The sequence below is a fragment of the Massilia scottii genome (assembly GCF_030846495.1).
GTDB classification, from domain to species: Bacteria; Pseudomonadota; Gammaproteobacteria; order Burkholderiales; family Burkholderiaceae_D; genus Telluria_A; species Telluria_A violaceinigra.
The window spans coordinates 387,959-403,946 of the sequence record NZ_JAVCWM010000004.1; the positions used below are offsets into that span (position 1 = coordinate 387,959).

Genomic DNA, 15,988 nt, shown 5'->3' on the forward strand with positions numbered 1-15,988 from the left:
TTCATTGACTCGCTTCGAGGCGAGTATCGACAAGGCGCCGTGCCAGCCGCTCAACGAGGGCTTCATCCTGCCCGCGCGGGTGATTGCGCAGACCCAGATGCAGGAACTCGTGCGCCAGGGTGATGCGGTCTTCACGGCTGGCCAGACCGCGCACATAAATGCGGTTGCGCGACTGCTCCGAATACGGCGTGCCGCGCGCCAGATGGCATACCGCCGGCAGCTCAAGCGGCGTTTCATAGCCCGCTTCCTTGCGCAGTACGCGTTCCCACCGCGGCAGTTCGCGCGCCAGCCACGCTTCGGCGCCTGGCAGGCGCACGCACTGCTGCGAGTCGCCGCCGGAGAGCGTGGTCAGGTCGGCGCGCGGATAGGCCGACGCCAGGATCGCGTCGAAGCGCATCCCCTGCCCCGCCTGGGCCACGGCCTGGCTCCACGCCATCGTATCTTTCGAGGCCGTATCGGCGTGATAGCGCACATTCACGCCGGACAGCACCAGCTGGTCGGTCCAGTTGGCGATGGCGCGCGCGTCCACGCTGGCCGGCTGCGGACTGACGCGCTGCGTCGCGCTGCTGTCGGCAATACGCTGGCAGCCCTCGGCCCACTGCGCGTTCTGCTGCAGATAGGTGCGCGCCGCCACCGCCAGCGCCTTGGCCGCCTCCGGCGCCGCCGTGCCGCCTTCGCGGTCGATCACGCGCGCCACGTAGTCGTTGACACCGAAACGCCCCGTCAGCCGCGTGCGGCCCTCAGGATCACGCGCCAGCACCATGTCCCCCTGGCTGAAGAACGCCAGGCTGCGGCCGTTCTCGAAACGCACCTGGTAAGGACCGTTCAACAATCCCGGCACGGCGGCGACCCGCCCGGCAGCCACGCTCCTGATCGGATAGCGCGCGAAATAGTCGACCACCACGCAGCCCGCGTCAGCGCGCGGCGCCGCCGCCGGCAAGGTGCTGGCCAGTCGCGGCGCCCACTTTTCCAGAATGCGGCTGCTGGTGTCGGCGCCGCCGAACCAGAGCGGCGTGCCGTCGGCCAGCCAGCCGGCCGCGCCACCCAGGCGCTCGGTGGTGCGCTGCGGATGGTGCCACGAATAGGTCTTCACGCGCAGGCGGCTGCCGAACCAGCTGGCGGTATTAACCCCGCGTGCCCCCAGCACCACATGCAGCAGCGCCGATTCGGCCTGCGCCCGGCTGGCGGCCGGAATGCCGGCCAGCGCCACCATCAGGCTGCGCAGGCTGACCAGGCGTTCGGGCGTCAGGTGCGAGGGATCGGCAAGCCAGCCGTATTCGCCTGCGGGAGCGCGTCCCAGCCGCTCGGTCCAGTACTGCTGCCACGGCCGGCGCGTGAGCATCAGGCGCGCGGGCGAGAAGAACAGGCCGCACGACTGCGCCAGCGCCAGATCGCGCCCGATGCTTTTGCCGGCGGTGCAGCAATACACTTCCTCGTTCTTTTGACCGCCGCAGGTGTAGTCCGGTGTAGCGACTTTTTTGTCGATCGCGTACACATACACGAACAGCTTCCACAGGCTGCCCAGCGGAACCTGGCGCGCGCCGTCGAAGGCGGCGCGGCGGCTGGCGCCGTTCTCGTCGAGCTGCAGCGCCGTCAACTGGCCGTCGCGCCACCATGCCACGTCGAGCGTGGCGGCCTGCGCCAGCGGCGCACACATCGCCAGCGCCAACGCCCAGCAGCTTGACAGTCGTGGCGCCATTACTCGACCTGCAGCGCGCGCATGGTCTTGCCCTCGCCTTCCAGCGCCTTGTTTTCAGGCTGGTACATGCGGTAGTAGCGCGCGGGCGGCAGCACGTAACTGCCTTTTTGCGCGAACCGCAGCAGGTGGCGAATCTTGAGCGGTTCGGCCAGCGGTTCGACCGGCACCACGTAGCCTTCGCGCCGCGACTCATGGCGCGCGCCTTCCAGCGGTTCCTTCTTCGCACCGGCGAGCGTCATGCCCCAGGTGGTGGCTTCAACCGAGGCGCCGGGCGGCAGCGCCACTTCCAGCAAACCGTAGCGATATTTGGCGCCGGCGGCGGGCGTGAGCGTGATTTCATCCATGTACAACGCGTCGGTGCGCAGGACCTCGCCGTTCTTGACCGGCACCGGCGTGAAGTCCTTATCCTTCTGCTCCATGCGCATCAGGCGCCGTTCGATCCGCACCGGCAGCGAATGCACTTCGGCGGCGCGGCTTTCGTACTGGATGATGGCGACGGTATTGGCCGGCGGCGCTTCGGCCAGTTGCAACTGGGTCGGCACGCCCTTGGCCGGCTGCCAGCGGAACAGGGCCTGCCCCAGCGGGCTGGCGCCCTTCTGCCAGGTTCCCGCCAGGGTGATGCCGGCGTCTTTCGCCGCCGGCGGGCCGCCCAGCTTCTTCTGCACCCACACCAGGGTCAGTGCGCGGTCCAAAGTCGCCATGTCGGCGCGTACCGAGCCCAGGACGGCATCGGCCTGGCTGGCCGGCAGCTGCCCGCCCAGCATCAGCAAGGCTTGCGCCAGCGGCGCCGGATTGGCGCGCAGCGTGGTCCAGGCGGCGCCGATCTGCTCCTGCAGTTCGGGCGCCATGGCCACGCCATCGTTGGCGGCGATCACCGACAGCAGCGCCAGCGTCAGCGCCTGCGAGTTGCCGCTTTCCGCAGTGAGCAGCATGCTGCTGGTCGGCGCCAGCGCGGCCGGCTTGGCGTCGAGCTTCGTTTTTGCCAGTTCGTCGGCCAGGCCCGATGCCAGCGTCTTGACGGGCAAACCCATTTCCTGGGCCAGCCACAAGGTCAGCGCGCGGTGCAGCACCGGTTCCTTCAGGCCCTCCTTGCCGTACATGGCCAGCAAGCCTTGCCAGTGCTCGGGCGGCATCTCGATGCGCAGCGCGCGCGCCGCGTACCAGTCGGCGTAATAGGCGTAGGCCGTCATCAGCGAATTGCCGGCCGTGGCGTTGCCCCACCAGCCGAATTGCGCCTCGGGACCGGCCATCGACACCAGCCGCAGGCGCTGCGCCTGCAGGGTGTTCAGAAGGCGCAGCTGGACCGGACCCGCTTCGGGGCCGAGGTTCTGCAAACCCAGTGCCAGCGGAATCAGGCGGCTCGACGTTTGCTCGACGCAGCCGTATGGATACTCGATCAGATCATCGGCGATGCGCGCGAAGTGGCTGGCCGCGCCGCTGGCGAACGAAACGCGGATATTGCGCGCGTCCGCCGGCAGGCTGACGGGCACCGTGGCGCCGGTGAGCGGCACGCTCAGGGTGCGCGGGCTGCTCCACGCGGCAGGCAGCGCCTGCACGTCGGTATCGAGCGAATCGACCACCTTGCCGCCCTGCCTGACTTCAAGCCGCATCGGACCAGTTACCGCAGCCAGCGGGAACTGCACGTAGTTCACGCCGCGCCGGGCGGTGATCTTCTCGGTCTTGACGGCCGTGCCGGCGGTAAGCGTGACCTCGATGGCCTGTTCGCTGGCGGTCTGGTTGAACACCGCTACCGACGCCTGCGGCGCGTCGCCCTGGCGCATCCAGTCCGGCGCGGTCCATTTGGCGAAAAAGCCCTTGTCGGAGCGCAGATAGGCGCTGCGCTGGCCGACCCGGCCCTGCGCATCCATCGCGCGGCCGGTGATGCGCCAGCGCGTCAGCGCGTCGGGCATGGTGAAGGTGACGCGCGCACGGCCATCGGCATCGGTCTTGAGGGCGGGCGCCCACAGGGCCGTGTCGACATTGTCGCGGCGCGGGCGCTCCAGCACCTTCACACCGCGCTCATTGTAGTTGTGGCGCGCGGGGGCGCCTGCGCTGCGGCCGGCGGCCAGGTCGTAGCTGATGAACGACAGGCTGGCCGTGGTGCGCACGTTGTTGCGGCGCGGGTGATAGAAGAAGTCGCCGATGTCGGGGGCGATTTCCGGCTGCAGCACATAGATCATTTCGTCGACCACGCCCAGCGTGACCTGCGTCGATACCGGTTTGCCGTCCATCTGCGCGGTGACGTCGATGGTGACCTTCTCGCCCGGCTGATAGACTTCCTTGTCGGTCTTGAACTGCAGCGCGATGCGCGGCTCGACGATTTGAATGCCGGCGTTCTGGAACACGAAATCGCCCTTGCGCGTGTACGCCACGGAGAACGTGATGTTCGGGCCGTAGTCGTCCTTGACGGGAATGCGCACCCGCCACTGATTCGGCGCCACACGCACCGGTTTGATCCAGTCGGCGCCGGCGCTCAAGAGGCCGACCTGTTCGACCTTGTCGCGTTCCAGCGTCAGCAAGGCCTGGTCGACCGGGTCGGCAAAGGTGATCAGCGCTTCGGCGGTGTCGCCGGCGCGATAGCGTTCATGGTCAAGCACGATCTCGATGCTGCCCGGCGTGGCCGCCAGGCCCTGGCCGCTGACCCAGTGGCTGGTACCGCCCACCAGGTTGTTCTGGGCGTCGCGCAGGCTCAGTTGGTACGAGCCGGATGCCGGAAAGCTGACATCCCAGGTGGACTTGGATGAGTCGAAAGCGCCTTCCGTTCTGGTCTGCTTTTCGAGCTGGATCATCTCCCACCGTACCGGCTTGGCGCCGGCCGCACCCTCCGCCGCCAGGTCGAAGCGCACCGTCTCGCCAGGGGCCGAGAAGCGGCGCTGCGCCTTGAGCGTGTACTGGCTGGCGGATCGTTCGATCATCAGTTCGGTCGTGCTGCGGACGCGGTAGGCCGCGCCGTCAGACGCCAGCACGGTGAGGATATAGCGCGACGGGTCTTTGGCCTGCGGCAGCACGAAGTCCACATTGCCCTTGCCATCGCTGACCAGTTCCTGGGTCTTGAGTTCGACCGGGAACGCGCCGCTGTAGCGCAATTCGCCTTCGACCATGGCGTTTTTCTGGGCGCGCAGGGTGAGCGACAGGCCGGCCTTGGCGACCGGCGTGCCGTCCGGGTAGCGCAGTTCGATGCGGCCCTTGACGTCCTCGCCGGTCTTGAAGTCGGCCTTGGACGGGACCAGGTTGATCTCGAAGTGCGGCTTGACGTAATCGGCCACGCGGAAGGCCGCCCCATACTGGGTGTCGCGGTAAGTGAAGCGCAGCTCGTAGCCGCCCGCGCCGGCGTTGTCCGGCAGGCGGAAATGCGTATCGCTGCCGGTCTCGCCGCTCAGTTGCAGCGACTGCGTGAGCAGCGGCGTGCCGTTCGGATCGAACACCGTGAGCGACAGCGGCGCGCTCGCAGCTGCCTGCGAAGCGCGCGCACCCGTAAATTCACGCCCGATGAACTTGACGCTCACTTCGTCGCCCGGCCGGTACAGCGGCCGGTCGGTGACGGCGTACACCTTGGTGTTGTAGATTTCGCTGTCGTAGTAAAAATTCTCGGACACGAACACGCCGCCGCTGCGGTCCTCGCCCATCACATACGTATGTTCGGGGCTGCCGCGATCGAGCGAGACAACGCCGTTGGCGCCCGTGCGGCCCGATTGCAGCACGCCGCTGCCGTCGGTCCAGGTGACGTCGACATCGGGCACCGCCGCGCCGTTGTCGCGGCGCGCGGCCCACACCAGCATCTGGTTGGCGGACACCTTGGTGATGGCCATCGTATCGGACACGAACACCAGCGTGGTGGCGCGGTGTTCGCCGATGATCGCCTCGACCAGATACAGGCCGGGCTTGCGCTGGCCGACCGGGATCATGACGTTGCCGGCGCTGCTGGCGGTGAACTCGCTGCTCGAGCCTTCCATCTTCAGGCCGGCCGGCGGCTTGATGATCTGCGCCTGCCAGACCGGATAGCGGAAGCGGTCGACCAGGTCGAAACCCTTGAGCGGCTCGTACTGCGGCTGCTGGCGGAACGGCACCGGACGCGTGATCGCTTCGCTGGTGGCCAGCTTGGGCTGGGCGCTGGTGACAGCGGTACGCGCCTCGTTCGAGAACAGCTTGCGCCAGGCCATGCGCGACTGCTTCCACCAGCGGTCCCACAGCATGGTCAGGGTATTGAGCAAGCCCTCGCCCCTGTAATTGCCGTTCACCTGCACCCGGTGCAGATTGCGCTGCTTCTTCAGGAATTCGAGCGGCTCCGGCACGCGGTACACCAGCACGTCGACGCCGCCGTACTGCTCCAGGTTCGAGCGCGCAAAATCGCGTCCCGGCACTTCCAGGCGCACCTTGGCCACCTCGCCACTGCCATAGGCCGCGTCGGACAGCAGGAAAAAGGGCTCGCCCTTGAAACTGGTGTAGTTAGTGCCGCCCGGGGCGGTGCTGGCCTCGGCCGGTTTAACCTCGGCCGCTTCGGCTTCCTGGGCTGGCGCGAGCGCGGGCAACAGGCCGCACAGCAGCACCAGCAGCGCCAGGGCGCGTGTGATTGGATTGTTCATGTTAAAAACGCCAGCCGGAACATGCCGGCAAAGTTGGGATTGTCGACCGCTGGTTGCCACCGCGTGTCCTTCCAGGTTTTGAGTTGTTGTACATCAACGGTACGCAGTCCGTTGTCGTTCGGTGTGACGGTGCCGGTGTGGTAGGCGATGCGCGCTCCCATCCACACCATCAGATGGTGTTCGTCGCCCTGATCGAAAAACAGCAGGTCGCCCGGCTGCGCCTGATTCAGGTCGCGCCCGATGAAGCGGCTGTTGTTTTGAACCAGGCCGATGGCGGAGACGTAGTGCCCGACCGTGCCGCCGGTCTGCACCCAGCGGTTGCGCAGGACTTGCTGGGCCGGCGTGAGTTCGAGTTCGGGCGGCAGCTGGCCGTTGCTGCCGATGCCGTTGGCGCGCATCCATTTGGCGTCGTGCACGGTCAGTGCCTCGTTCACGGCAAAGCGCACCAGGCCCGCGCAGTCGCGGTGCTGCCAGCGCGGCGACGGGCCCTGCTCCATCTGGGCATTCACGATGCGCAGCATCCAGGCCTGGAAAGCACGGCTCTGCGCCTTCGACAGGTACGCAGGCATGTCGGGCAGCGGCGCGCCGGTGAGCGCACGCGCCCAGGGCAGTACGGCGCAGCCGGCGGCAAGGCCAAGCAATTGGCGGCGGGTGACTGTCATCACTTCTCCAGCGCCTGCCATTCCAGCGGCTGCCAGCTCACGCCGCTGGCGGGCAGTGACTTGAGCACCAGCCGGTAAGACGGATATTTTTTGAGCGCGTTCAGGCGCGGCACCAGGTGCGCGTCTGCCGCGGCGCGCAGCACCGGCTCGCGCGCGGACGGCAGCGCATCGAAGGCTTCCTTGCGGATCAACTCCGCCAGCGACGCGGGCGCGATCAGGCCCACCGTGCGCGATGGATCGGCGAGGCGGTCGGCAATCGCCGGGGCCTGCTTGCGGCTCACGGCCAGCGCCTGCTCGACCAGCTTGCGGTCGGGCGAAAACAGCACGGTCTGGCCGCTCACCGCGAGCGTCGGATGCTGCGCTCCGATGCCGGTTGCCACTTCTCGCTGCCAGAGAACAGCGCCGTTCGGGCCAGCCGTTTTCTGCACCGCGCCGCTTTTCTTGTTGCCGATGGCGGCTGCGAACAGGGTGCCGTACAGTTCATCGCTGCCGCCCGCCTTGCGGGTGGCCACCACCAGCGGCGTGTACAGGCGCGAGCTGCCGTACCAGCAGACCGCGGCCGGGCCGCTCAGCTGCTCCGTCAGGGCCGAGGCGTCGACCTCACCGAGCACCGATGTCATTTCGGTCCAGTTGGCGGGCAAGGCGAAGCACGCCGCCGGATTGTGCGGCAGGACCGGCCACAGGGCGCGGTTGTCGTAGCCGCCGGCGGCCAGCTTGCCGGCGTCGACCAGCGCGCGCGTCTGCCACTGGCCCTTGCTGAAATCGAAACGCAGCGCGTCCAGGGCGCCGAAGAACGGCTGGTAGCCGAACGCCAGCACGTCGGCCTTGACCGCCACGCTGTGGCCATCGGTGATCTGGGCGTCGAGGTGGAACTGCTGGCGGAACGCTTGCTGCGTCTTCGGGTCGGCAGCGAGCAGGCCGGCCACCGTCGTTTCGGCCTTGCCGTTTGCCTTGCCGTCGGCGCCGAACACCATGCCCGGATCGGACAGGATCACCATGCGCGTGCCGCGCGCGGCGATCAGCAAGGTGCGCTTGTGGGCATAATTGAGCGAGTACACCGGCACCTTGTCGCCGTCGACCCGGATCTCGCCGGCCAGCTTCATCTGCGTGTCCTTGAGCGCGACCTTGCCGGCCTGTTCGAGCATGCGCGTCATGCTGTTGCGCGAGACGGCGATGGCGAAGTATTTGAGCGAGCCATCTTCCTCACGCCATAGAGCCACGTCGGCCGGTTCGTCGAGCACCGTGCGGATCATCTGGTCGCCCCAGCCCAGTTCATGTTCGTAGGCGATGCGGCGCAGGGTGCCTTGCAGGCCGAGTTTGTCGCCGTTCTGCTCGTAGTAAAACACGAAATCCTCGCGCAGCACGTCGCGCGCCAGCGGAATGGTGAGCAGGTCGCGCGGCAGCGAGGACAGGCTGCGGGTGACGATCAGCGCATCGGGCTGCGACAGGTCCAGGTTCAGGCCCTGCCCATGGGCCAGGCGCTTCCAGCCGAACATGGCATAACCGGCCACGGCGGCAGCGCACAGGGCGACGCCGGCGGCGATGATTCCCAACTTTTTCTTGTTCATAGTGTGTGGATGGTGACCGGCGGCAGCCGCAATGATGTTTTTCGCATAATAGCGTAGGGTACCATTTCCATGTCACGGAAGAAAGTAAACATTCCGGGAGGCGATGCGTTGCCACCGTGCCGTGAGTTTTCAGAGACAGCTCGTGAGTAAACGCACCCTGCGCCCGCGATCTTGCCAGGACGAACACGGCGCCGCCGCCCGCATCCAGAACGGACACATGACGATGGCGGCCGAGGAAGATATCCGGGAAATGCTCGTTGTTTTTGCAGCAACGAGAAACTAAAGAGTCGCAGCGGTATCGAGCGGCGCGCACGCAAGCTTGAAGTCGACATGGTAATGCTCGTCGTGGCGCACCCACGGCCTGCCCCTCATGAACGGCATGTGCTTGCGCAGCCACGGCCCGCGTGAGGTGGCCAGCAGCGCCGGTATGAAGCTGCGGTCGACGATGACCAACGCCAGCCCGGCGCCGCGCGCCTTCGCGGCCACATCGAGCTGGTACAGATGCTCGGCGAAGGCAGCGAAATCGATGCGGTAATCCTGGTAGCGGCCGGCGGCGTCGAATTCGATATCGTAGCCGTAGCGGTTTTGCGGGCTGCTGGGCAGCGATACCGCCTCGCCGCGCGCATTCCGAACCGGCACGAAAAAGTCGACCGACAGCCCGTTCTGATGGGTTTTATGCGGCGCGAAGGGACCGCCCTTCTCCATGCCCGTCTCGCCGTACACATATCTGGCGGAAGGCTGCGACGCATGCGCGCCCGCGTACGCAGCCAGAATGACGTGCGCCGTCGTCGCATGCACATGCGTGCGGCCGGCTGCGATGGCCGCGGCGCTGTAGGCGGAAAAGTTCGGGCCGGCGGCAGGCAGTCTGACCCCGCCGTCGAGGCGCCCCTTGCTCACGCTGCCGAAGCACTGGCTGGCCGGCGCCGCGTGCGCCGCCAGCGTGGTCGCGCCCAAGGCCAGCAGCGCGATGAATACAGCATGCACAGGCATGATCATGTCGACTGGCCGGGCATGCCTGCCCCGCTTCCTTGTGAAGAAAGTCCCATTCTTGCGCATCGCGCGCGCTTGTGCAAGGCGGCTCTCACGCGAAGCCTAGCGACCCGGCGTGCCGCGCGCCAGTACCTTGAGCCTGCGCCGGCCGTCGAGCGTGGCGACGAGCATCTCGCCCGAATTGAGCGATACGCCGGTCAGCGCGTGGATGTTGACGGCGTGGGTGACCAGCACCACGTTGCCCCGTCCGGCGGCGCGCGGGTGGCGTGCCAGCCAGGCGATCAGCGCACTGGTCTTGTCGACCGTGGCCGGCGCGCGCTCGTCGAAGACCGAATCGAGCATGGCGGATGGAGCGACCTTGCCGAACGCCAGGCGCGCCGTGTCCGTGCAGCGGCACCAGTGGCTCGACATGACCTCGCCCACCCGGATGGCGTGATGCCGGAAGCGGGCGCCGATGCGAACGGCGTCGGCGCGCCCGGGTGCCGACAGGTTGCGCTGGGTGGCGCAATCGGCCAACTGGAAACCGGGCGGGTCGCCGATGCCGGGGTCGGTCTGGGCGTGACGCATCAGCACGATCTGCCCGCCCTCTTTCAGCAAGTCCCAGAAGGCGTCGTCGGCCGCATGCGCGCGGGCGATGGCCAGGCAGGCCAGGAACATGAGCAGGTGCTTTTTCATCGGGTCTTTCTGGTGAGGTGTCCGCCAGGCGATGCGGCGCGCCATGTCGCCACTAGCAGTGCTGAGTGTACCGTTGCGGCCACGTGGATGCTAGCGTGAACCGTGCGCCACCGGGGCGCTTTTCCAGAGGAATTTCCATGTCCATCCTGCCAGTCTTGCGTGTCCGCACCTTGTTGCCACTAGTGATCTACGGTGCAGTTGCCCTGCCCGCTACTGCCGACCCGTTCGTCACCAAGGCGGAGGCCGAGGCGATGGTCAAGAAAACCGTTGCGTACATGAAGACCAACGGCAGGGACAAGACCTATACCGAGATCAACCGCAAGGATGGCCCTTTCACCGACCGCGACCTTTACATCACCGTGTACGGGACCGACGGCGTGGTGCGCGCGCACGGCGCCAATCTCAAAATGCTCAATCGAAATCTCATGGATATCAAGGACGTCGATGGCAAGGAGTTCGTGCGCGAACGCATCGAACTTGCGAAGAAAAATGCGCCGTTCTGGCAAGAGTACAAGTTCACCAATCCCCTGAGCAAAAAGACCGAACCCAAGGCAATGTATTGCCAGCCGCACGAGGACGTTGTCGTGTGCGGCGGGGTCTACATCAGATAAGCGCGGCAGGACGAACGCGGCAACGCCGCCATGGCCCGACATCGCCTTCATCAACCACTGGTGTGAGACCGGACAAAGTTCTGCTGCTCCAGCGGCCTACTCTGAAAGCGCGCACTAACGGTCTGGCTGATCGTTTGATCGCCGGAAACGTGTGCGCGCGGTAGCCGTAAAGCAGTACTCACAGCTGGACTTTTTAAGGGGTAACACCATGAATTCCACAGTAAAACACTTCGGACGCATGCTGGCCGTATGCGGAGCGCTCTCTTTCGCGTTCGGCACGGCCCAGGCCAATCCCCAGTATAAACCTCAGTTCTCCGGGAAGGTCACCTCGGCGATTGATCCGAAAACTGGCGATTTAAAAGTGTGCTTCAAAGAAATCGGGCTGAATAATAAGTCCGTCACCTACACCGCCAAGGCGTCGGTGGTGGCATCGTATGCCTGCCGCAACAACGGTGGCAACTGCCCTAAAGGCCAGCAAACGACCGTGAAGGAAACCGTTTCCGCCTCGGCCACGTACGCGCCGAACAAGTACACCAATTCCGTGTCCGCCTGCATCACACTCAAGGTGCCAAAACTGAGCAAAAATCCATGCCCGGGCAAAATGGATCTGGTGCTGCAAAGCGTAAGCTGGTCTCACATCACGCTCGCTGATGTGACCAACAAGGTCGGCCCTGTCGACGCCCATCCGTCGAAGCAGTCGGCTAACTTCGGCGTCTGCCCGGCCAAATAAGCCTGGCGGTAGCGACGCGTCCGCTGTGGGCGACGGGAGGCACACTTCCCCGACCGTGCAGCGGACGCTCAGCGCGCCATGCCGCATCCTTATCGGCGCTCGCGGAGACGCATCACTTACAATGGATGATGCATGCAGCACGCCTGCCAACTTCCCGGAGCGCCCTATTCAATCGACAAACCTCAGCCACGACGCGTTCGCCGTCGCCCTGCGCCATGGCCGTGGCGCCACGGTCATGCATGTGCAAGAGCACGGCCTGGACGGCGTTGAAGACCTGGTGCTGGCGGCCTGTCTCGAAAACCAGTGCTACGACCGCCAGTGCGAAGGCAGCCGGGCCGCCTGGGTGTTCGGCTTCTACAAAGGGACGCCAGCATACGGCCGCTTCGCCGAGGCGATCCTGACGGCGATGTCCCAAGGCATCGATGACTACGATGGCGATCAACAACGCGAGCTGGCCAGCCTGATGGGACGAGATGGCGACCTTGAGGCGGCCGCCGCCCTGCGCGCACAAGTGTGGGGGCAGACCTTCTCGGCCGACGTGCGCAACGCGGCAGCCGTGGCACTGTCGCATACCAATGACCCGCGCGTTCGGAAACTGGCACTCGAACGTCTCAATGACCCGGGCTTTTCGAGCGACTATTCCGAAGAACTCGATCTATTCAAGAACAACTATCAGGCCGGTGACGAAACGCTGATCCTGGCTGCGCTGGAACGGCAGACGGTTGATGGCTGGGAAGCGCACAATCTCGGGAGCTGCGCCATAGAAGTCTGTAGCAGTGCCAACTCGCCCGCGTTGTCGGGCGTTGCCGAATGGGTCTACCGCACCAACCCGTGCTCCATTTGCCGCCAGCGGGCCGTGGAAAAGCTGCAGGAGTGGAACCGCCTGCCGCCGCACATTGCAGCCGAGTGCCGCCACGACGCGCTGGAAGATCTGCGCAAGCTCATGCAAGGACCGTCCTGACCGATGCTGGTCAGCGCGGTCCCGCGTCGCGCAGCTGTTGCTGCGAGAAGTGCGCGAGCAAGGCGCCGGCGGCCGCCAGTCCGATCCCGCTGATGACGAGCATGGCGGCGCCCCCGAACGGCCACCAGCCGCGCAGCGACATCATGAACCCAACGACGGCAACGATGAAAAACGCCCGGCCACGCTCGGCGTCCCGCAGCAGCCTCAGGGTACCGATGTACAAGCAAAGGCTTGCCGCCATACTCGCAAGCAGATTGATGCTCGATACCGCACCGGTAGAGGCCAGCGCCACGTAGTCGCTGCCGTACATGATCGCCGCCAGCAAGTGGGCCGCAACCGGCAGCGCCAGCGCGTACGCCAGCCGGCGCAGGCGCGCGGAAACGCGGCGCGCCTGCATCGATGCCGGCGGCGTGTAGGGATTCTCTGGTGTCGTCATACTCGCTCATTCATGGTGGCAGGCCGGCCCGATCGGTCCCTGAACCGGCACATTTAGAACTTGGCAATGACGTCCTGTTCCGACAATAATCGACCGTTCAGTATTCAAACATGGCGACACAATGTCATTCGATCATATCATTGAGCGCAGCCGGACAGGCATGCTGCTGGGCGCCCTGCTGGCCGGCTGCGCCGTCGTCGATCCATCCGTGCGCCTTCAGCAAGCCGACGCACTGGCGGGCGCGGCTGGCTGGGCACGGCACACGCTTCCGTCAGGCGGTTTCGACCTGGCCGTCTGGAGTCCGGCAGCAGCGCAGCGCTCGGCAACGCTGACGGTGTATGTGGAGGGAGACGGCCATGCGTGGCTGAGCGCAGGCACCGTCTCGCCCGATCCGACGCCGGTGCAGCCAGTGGCGCTGCAACTGGCGCTACGCCATCCCGGCGGCGCCGTCGCGTATCTGGCGCGGCCTTGCCAGTTCCAGGCAGGCGCCCTGCCCGCCGCCTGCCGCAGCGCGGTGTGGACCGATGCGCGCTACAGCCCGCACGTCATCGACAGCATGAACGCTGCGCTCGACCGGCTGATGGCGCGAAACGGCGCCCGGCGCCTGGTCCTGGTGGGATATTCCGGCGGTGGCGCCGTGGCCGCGCTGCTGGCCGCGCGGCGCGCCGACGTGGTCCTGCTGCTGACGGTGGCCGCCAACCTGGACACAGTTGCCTGGGCGCGCCTGCAGCATCTGTCGCCGCTGGCGGGCTCGCTCAATCCGGCCGACTACGCCGCGCAACTGGCGCGCGTGCCGCAGCATCACTGGGTGGGTGCGGATGACAAAGTGGTGCCGCCGGCCGTGCTGGCATCGTACGCCGCGCGCTTCCCGGCGGGTGCCAGGCCGCGCGTCACTGTGGTTCCGGGCTACGGCCATGCGTGCTGCTGGCAGGCCGGCTGGGCGGCCATGGTGACACCGCTGCTGCCGTCCGGGGAATGAAGGCTAGCAAACCGTTCGTCCAACTTTCAAAAAAAGCGGCATGCTCACGCCGCCTTTTGCATCGCCGTAGATAGCGTACTGAGTCCACCCCTGCACACGCTGTACAAACTGCTTCGCGGCGTTGCCGTCTGAGGCAGTTGCCGCTTCGATTCAATGACTGGCGTGTGCCTCGTGCAAGGTCCTTTTGATTTAAGCTGAATCAAGCTGGCGCGCCGTCCTGACGGGCTTGCCAGCGCGGGGATTCTCTTATCATTTGCTGACACAGGGCGCGGCTGCCAACCTGCCGGCCGCGCATCCTGGGTTTTCATGAAAGAGGCTTATCATGACCCGTCCCCTTACTTTACTGTCGCCGGTACTTCCTGGCACAAGCGCCGCTACCGTCGTTGCCAGGCTGGCCCTGCTGCTTCCGCAAATCAATGCTGCGCTGGAATCGATCGGCACTGTCCATTTTGCCCGGCTCATCCTGCTCGACCGGTCGCAACCGAATCTGCAGCCCGACCTGCTTTCGATTCTGCCGTCGGACAACCTGGTCATTGGAATTATCACGTCCTTTGATGGGGATTTTCAGAAGTATATCCATGACTTCGTGGCCCAGTTAAGCACCGAGTTCGACACGCTGCTGTCGCTGGCCGTTGGCGGCGCAGCGCTCACACCGGTCGTCGATCATGTGGCGGAGTTTGAAGCGTTTATCGCGGAAAACAACGTCTCGGAACATATTCCGAACACCTATTTCTACGCCGCCTACCAGCACACTGTGCAGGACATTCTCGCCGCCATCTGATCTGCCGCGCGCACCGGGCTGGCATCCAGGTGCGCGAGTTAAACGCCGGAGCGACGGGAGAACCTGATGAGTGATGCTGCCATTGATCTGGACGACGTGCAGGGCACGATTCTGCGCGGCTATCGCGTGAATCTGGCGCGGCATTTCGTGCTCACGATTACGGACGCGGCCGCGGCTGGCAAGCTGATCGCGGCGCTGGTGCGTGGCGACAACGGCCTGCCCGCGATCACGACGGCCAGGCGCATCGTTCCCAAGCCGGCCGTCTTCATCAACATGTGCTTCAGCGCTTCCGGGCTGGCAGCGCTCGGGATCAGCGCGGCACAGCTGGCCAGCTTCGACGCGGCGTTCCAGCGTGGCGCGACCGATCCGGCCAGCGCCGCCACAGTGGGCGATGTGGGACCGAGCGCGCCGCAGCACTGGATTGGCGGCTTGCACGACGGCGCCCGGGTGCATATCCTGCTCAGCATGTGGGCGACCGGGTCCGGCGCGGCACTGGAGAGCGTGTCGGCCCGCTTGCGCGCGGCGTTCGCGGGTTGCGTGACGGAGTTGTACACGCAGGACGGGGCGGAATTCCCGGACAGCACCGTGCACTTTGGCTATCGCCACGGCATCGCCCAGCCGACGATCATCGGGGCGCCGCCGCGCAAACGCGATGCGCCCGATGCCCAGCCACCCGTGCCGGCCGGTGAATTTCTGCTGGGCCACCGGAATGCAGCGGGCGGCACCTACCGTGTGCTGCCGGCGGAACTGTCGACCAACAGCAGCTATGCCGTTTTCCGCATCCTGGAACAGGATGTGGCCGGGTTCGAGGCCATGCTGGCGCGTTATGCGGCCGAGTCGGGCATCGATACCGAGTTGCTGGCCGCGAAAATCCTCGGACGCTGGCGCAACGGCAACCCGCTGACGCTGGCGCCGGCCGCGCAGGGCACGCGCCTGCCGGACGCGGAACTGAACAACTTCGACTTTATCAGCGCGGACCCGGCCAGGGACGACACGCTGGGCTTGAAGTGTCCGATCGGCGCCCATATCCGGCGCAACAATCCGCGCGACGCCGCCGTGATCGGCACCGACAGCACGCATCACCGCATACTGCGGCGCTCGATGCCCTACGGTCCGCAGTATGATCCGGCCCGGCCAGACAAGCAGGCACGCGGGCTGATCGGCTACTTCATCAATGCGAGCATCCGCAACCAGTTCGAGTTCCTGAGCAGCGAATGGAACCTGGCGCCGGACTTTGTGAAGTCCGCCACGGGGCCGGAAGGGCCGGCCGCCGGCAATGCCGTGTACAACATCAGCGGCGAGGATGTTCTAGC

The 15,988-nt window shown here is 66.0% G+C and carries 14 protein-coding genes; 7 read left to right on the plus strand and 7 right to left on the minus strand.

The window, feature by feature from the left end:
* Position 1 precedes the first annotated feature (1 nt).
* Genes RBA41_RS07770 through RBA41_RS07785 form a run of 4 tightly spaced genes read right to left on the minus strand, consistent with a single transcriptional unit; the run spans position 2 to position 8,512 of the window.
* Positions 2 to 1,699, minus strand: a complete 1,698-nt coding sequence (locus tag RBA41_RS07770) for a DUF2300 domain-containing protein (protein ID WP_306622708.1) — start codon at positions 1,697 to 1,699, stop codon at positions 2 to 4.
* Complete coding sequence (locus tag RBA41_RS07775; protein WP_306622710.1) at positions 1,699 to 6,282, minus strand: alpha-2-macroglobulin family protein; 4,584 nt, start codon at positions 6,280 to 6,282, stop codon at positions 1,699 to 1,701. Before RBA41_RS07775 ends, RBA41_RS07770 begins: the two co-directional genes overlap by 1 nt.
* On the minus strand, positions 6,279 to 6,944 hold the full coding sequence (locus tag RBA41_RS07780) for a DUF1175 domain-containing protein (protein ID WP_306622713.1): 666 nt from the start codon (positions 6,942 to 6,944) through the stop codon (positions 6,279 to 6,281). Before RBA41_RS07780 ends, RBA41_RS07775 begins: the two co-directional genes overlap by 4 nt.
* Positions 6,944 to 8,512, minus strand: a complete 1,569-nt coding sequence (locus tag RBA41_RS07785) for a DUF2138 family protein (RefSeq protein ID WP_306622715.1) — start codon at positions 8,510 to 8,512, stop codon at positions 6,944 to 6,946. The genes RBA41_RS07780 and RBA41_RS07785 overlap by 1 nt, the downstream gene beginning before the upstream one ends.
* A 142-nt stretch (positions 8,513 to 8,654) precedes the next feature.
* Here RBA41_RS07785 and RBA41_RS07790 point away from each other — a divergent pair, with 142 nt between their 5' ends.
* The gene (locus RBA41_RS07790; RefSeq protein WP_306622717.1) at positions 8,655 to 8,795 is read left to right on the plus strand and encodes a hypothetical protein; all 141 of its coding nucleotides are present in this window, start codon (positions 8,655 to 8,657) and stop codon (positions 8,793 to 8,795) included.
* Here the strand turns inward: RBA41_RS07790 and RBA41_RS07795 are convergent.
* Together RBA41_RS07795 and RBA41_RS07800 are read right to left on the minus strand one after the other, a co-directional pair.
* The gene (locus tag RBA41_RS07795; RefSeq protein ID WP_306622719.1) at positions 8,792 to 9,502 is read right to left on the minus strand and encodes a penicillin-insensitive murein endopeptidase; all 711 of its coding nucleotides are present in this window, start codon (positions 9,500 to 9,502) and stop codon (positions 8,792 to 8,794) included. The two genes, RBA41_RS07790 and RBA41_RS07795, sit on opposite strands and share 4 nt — an antisense overlap.
* 102 nt (positions 9,503 to 9,604) lie before the next feature.
* Positions 9,605 to 10,177 (minus strand): histidine phosphatase family protein, encoded by a 573-nt coding sequence (locus RBA41_RS07800; RefSeq protein ID WP_306622722.1) that lies wholly within the window; start codon positions 10,175 to 10,177, stop codon positions 9,605 to 9,607.
* Between the two features lie 137 nt (positions 10,178 to 10,314).
* Between RBA41_RS07800 and RBA41_RS07805 the strand changes: the two genes are divergently transcribed.
* The 3 genes from RBA41_RS07805 (at position 10,315) to RBA41_RS07815 (ending at position 12,479) form a co-directional block, all read left to right on the plus strand.
* Positions 10,315 to 10,788, plus strand: a complete 474-nt coding sequence (locus RBA41_RS07805; RefSeq protein WP_306622724.1) for a cache domain-containing protein — start codon at positions 10,315 to 10,317, stop codon at positions 10,786 to 10,788.
* Between the two features lie 208 nt (positions 10,789 to 10,996).
* Positions 10,997 to 11,518: a hypothetical protein gene (locus tag RBA41_RS07810; protein ID WP_306622726.1), complete on the plus strand. Its 522-nt coding sequence runs from the start codon at positions 10,997 to 10,999 to the stop codon at positions 11,516 to 11,518.
* Between the two features lie 121 nt (positions 11,519 to 11,639).
* On the plus strand, positions 11,640 to 12,479 hold the full coding sequence (locus RBA41_RS07815; RefSeq protein ID WP_306622728.1) for a HEAT repeat domain-containing protein: 840 nt from the start codon (positions 11,640 to 11,642) through the stop codon (positions 12,477 to 12,479).
* A gap of 10 nt (positions 12,480 to 12,489) precedes the next feature.
* Here RBA41_RS07815 and RBA41_RS07820 read toward each other — a convergent pair whose 3' ends face one another.
* Positions 12,490 to 12,915, minus strand: a complete 426-nt coding sequence (locus RBA41_RS07820) for a hypothetical protein (protein ID WP_306622729.1) — start codon at positions 12,913 to 12,915, stop codon at positions 12,490 to 12,492.
* 121 nt (positions 12,916 to 13,036) lie between these two features.
* On the opposite strand from RBA41_RS07820, the gene RBA41_RS07825 reads away from it, so the two are divergent.
* The 3 genes from RBA41_RS07825 to RBA41_RS07835 all read left to right on the plus strand — a co-directional run.
* The gene (locus RBA41_RS07825; RefSeq protein ID WP_306622732.1) at positions 13,037 to 13,894 is read left to right on the plus strand and encodes an alpha/beta fold hydrolase; all 858 of its coding nucleotides are present in this window, start codon (positions 13,037 to 13,039) and stop codon (positions 13,892 to 13,894) included.
* A gap of 322 nt (positions 13,895 to 14,216) precedes the next feature.
* Entirely contained in the window at positions 14,217 to 14,675 is a 459-nt protein-coding gene (locus tag RBA41_RS07830) for a hypothetical protein (RefSeq protein ID WP_306622735.1), read from the plus strand.
* 66 nt (positions 14,676 to 14,741) lie between these two features.
* Positions 14,742 to 15,988, plus strand: a 1,247-nt coding sequence (locus RBA41_RS07835) for a Dyp-type peroxidase (RefSeq protein ID WP_306622738.1), incomplete at its 3' end; no start/stop codon positions are given.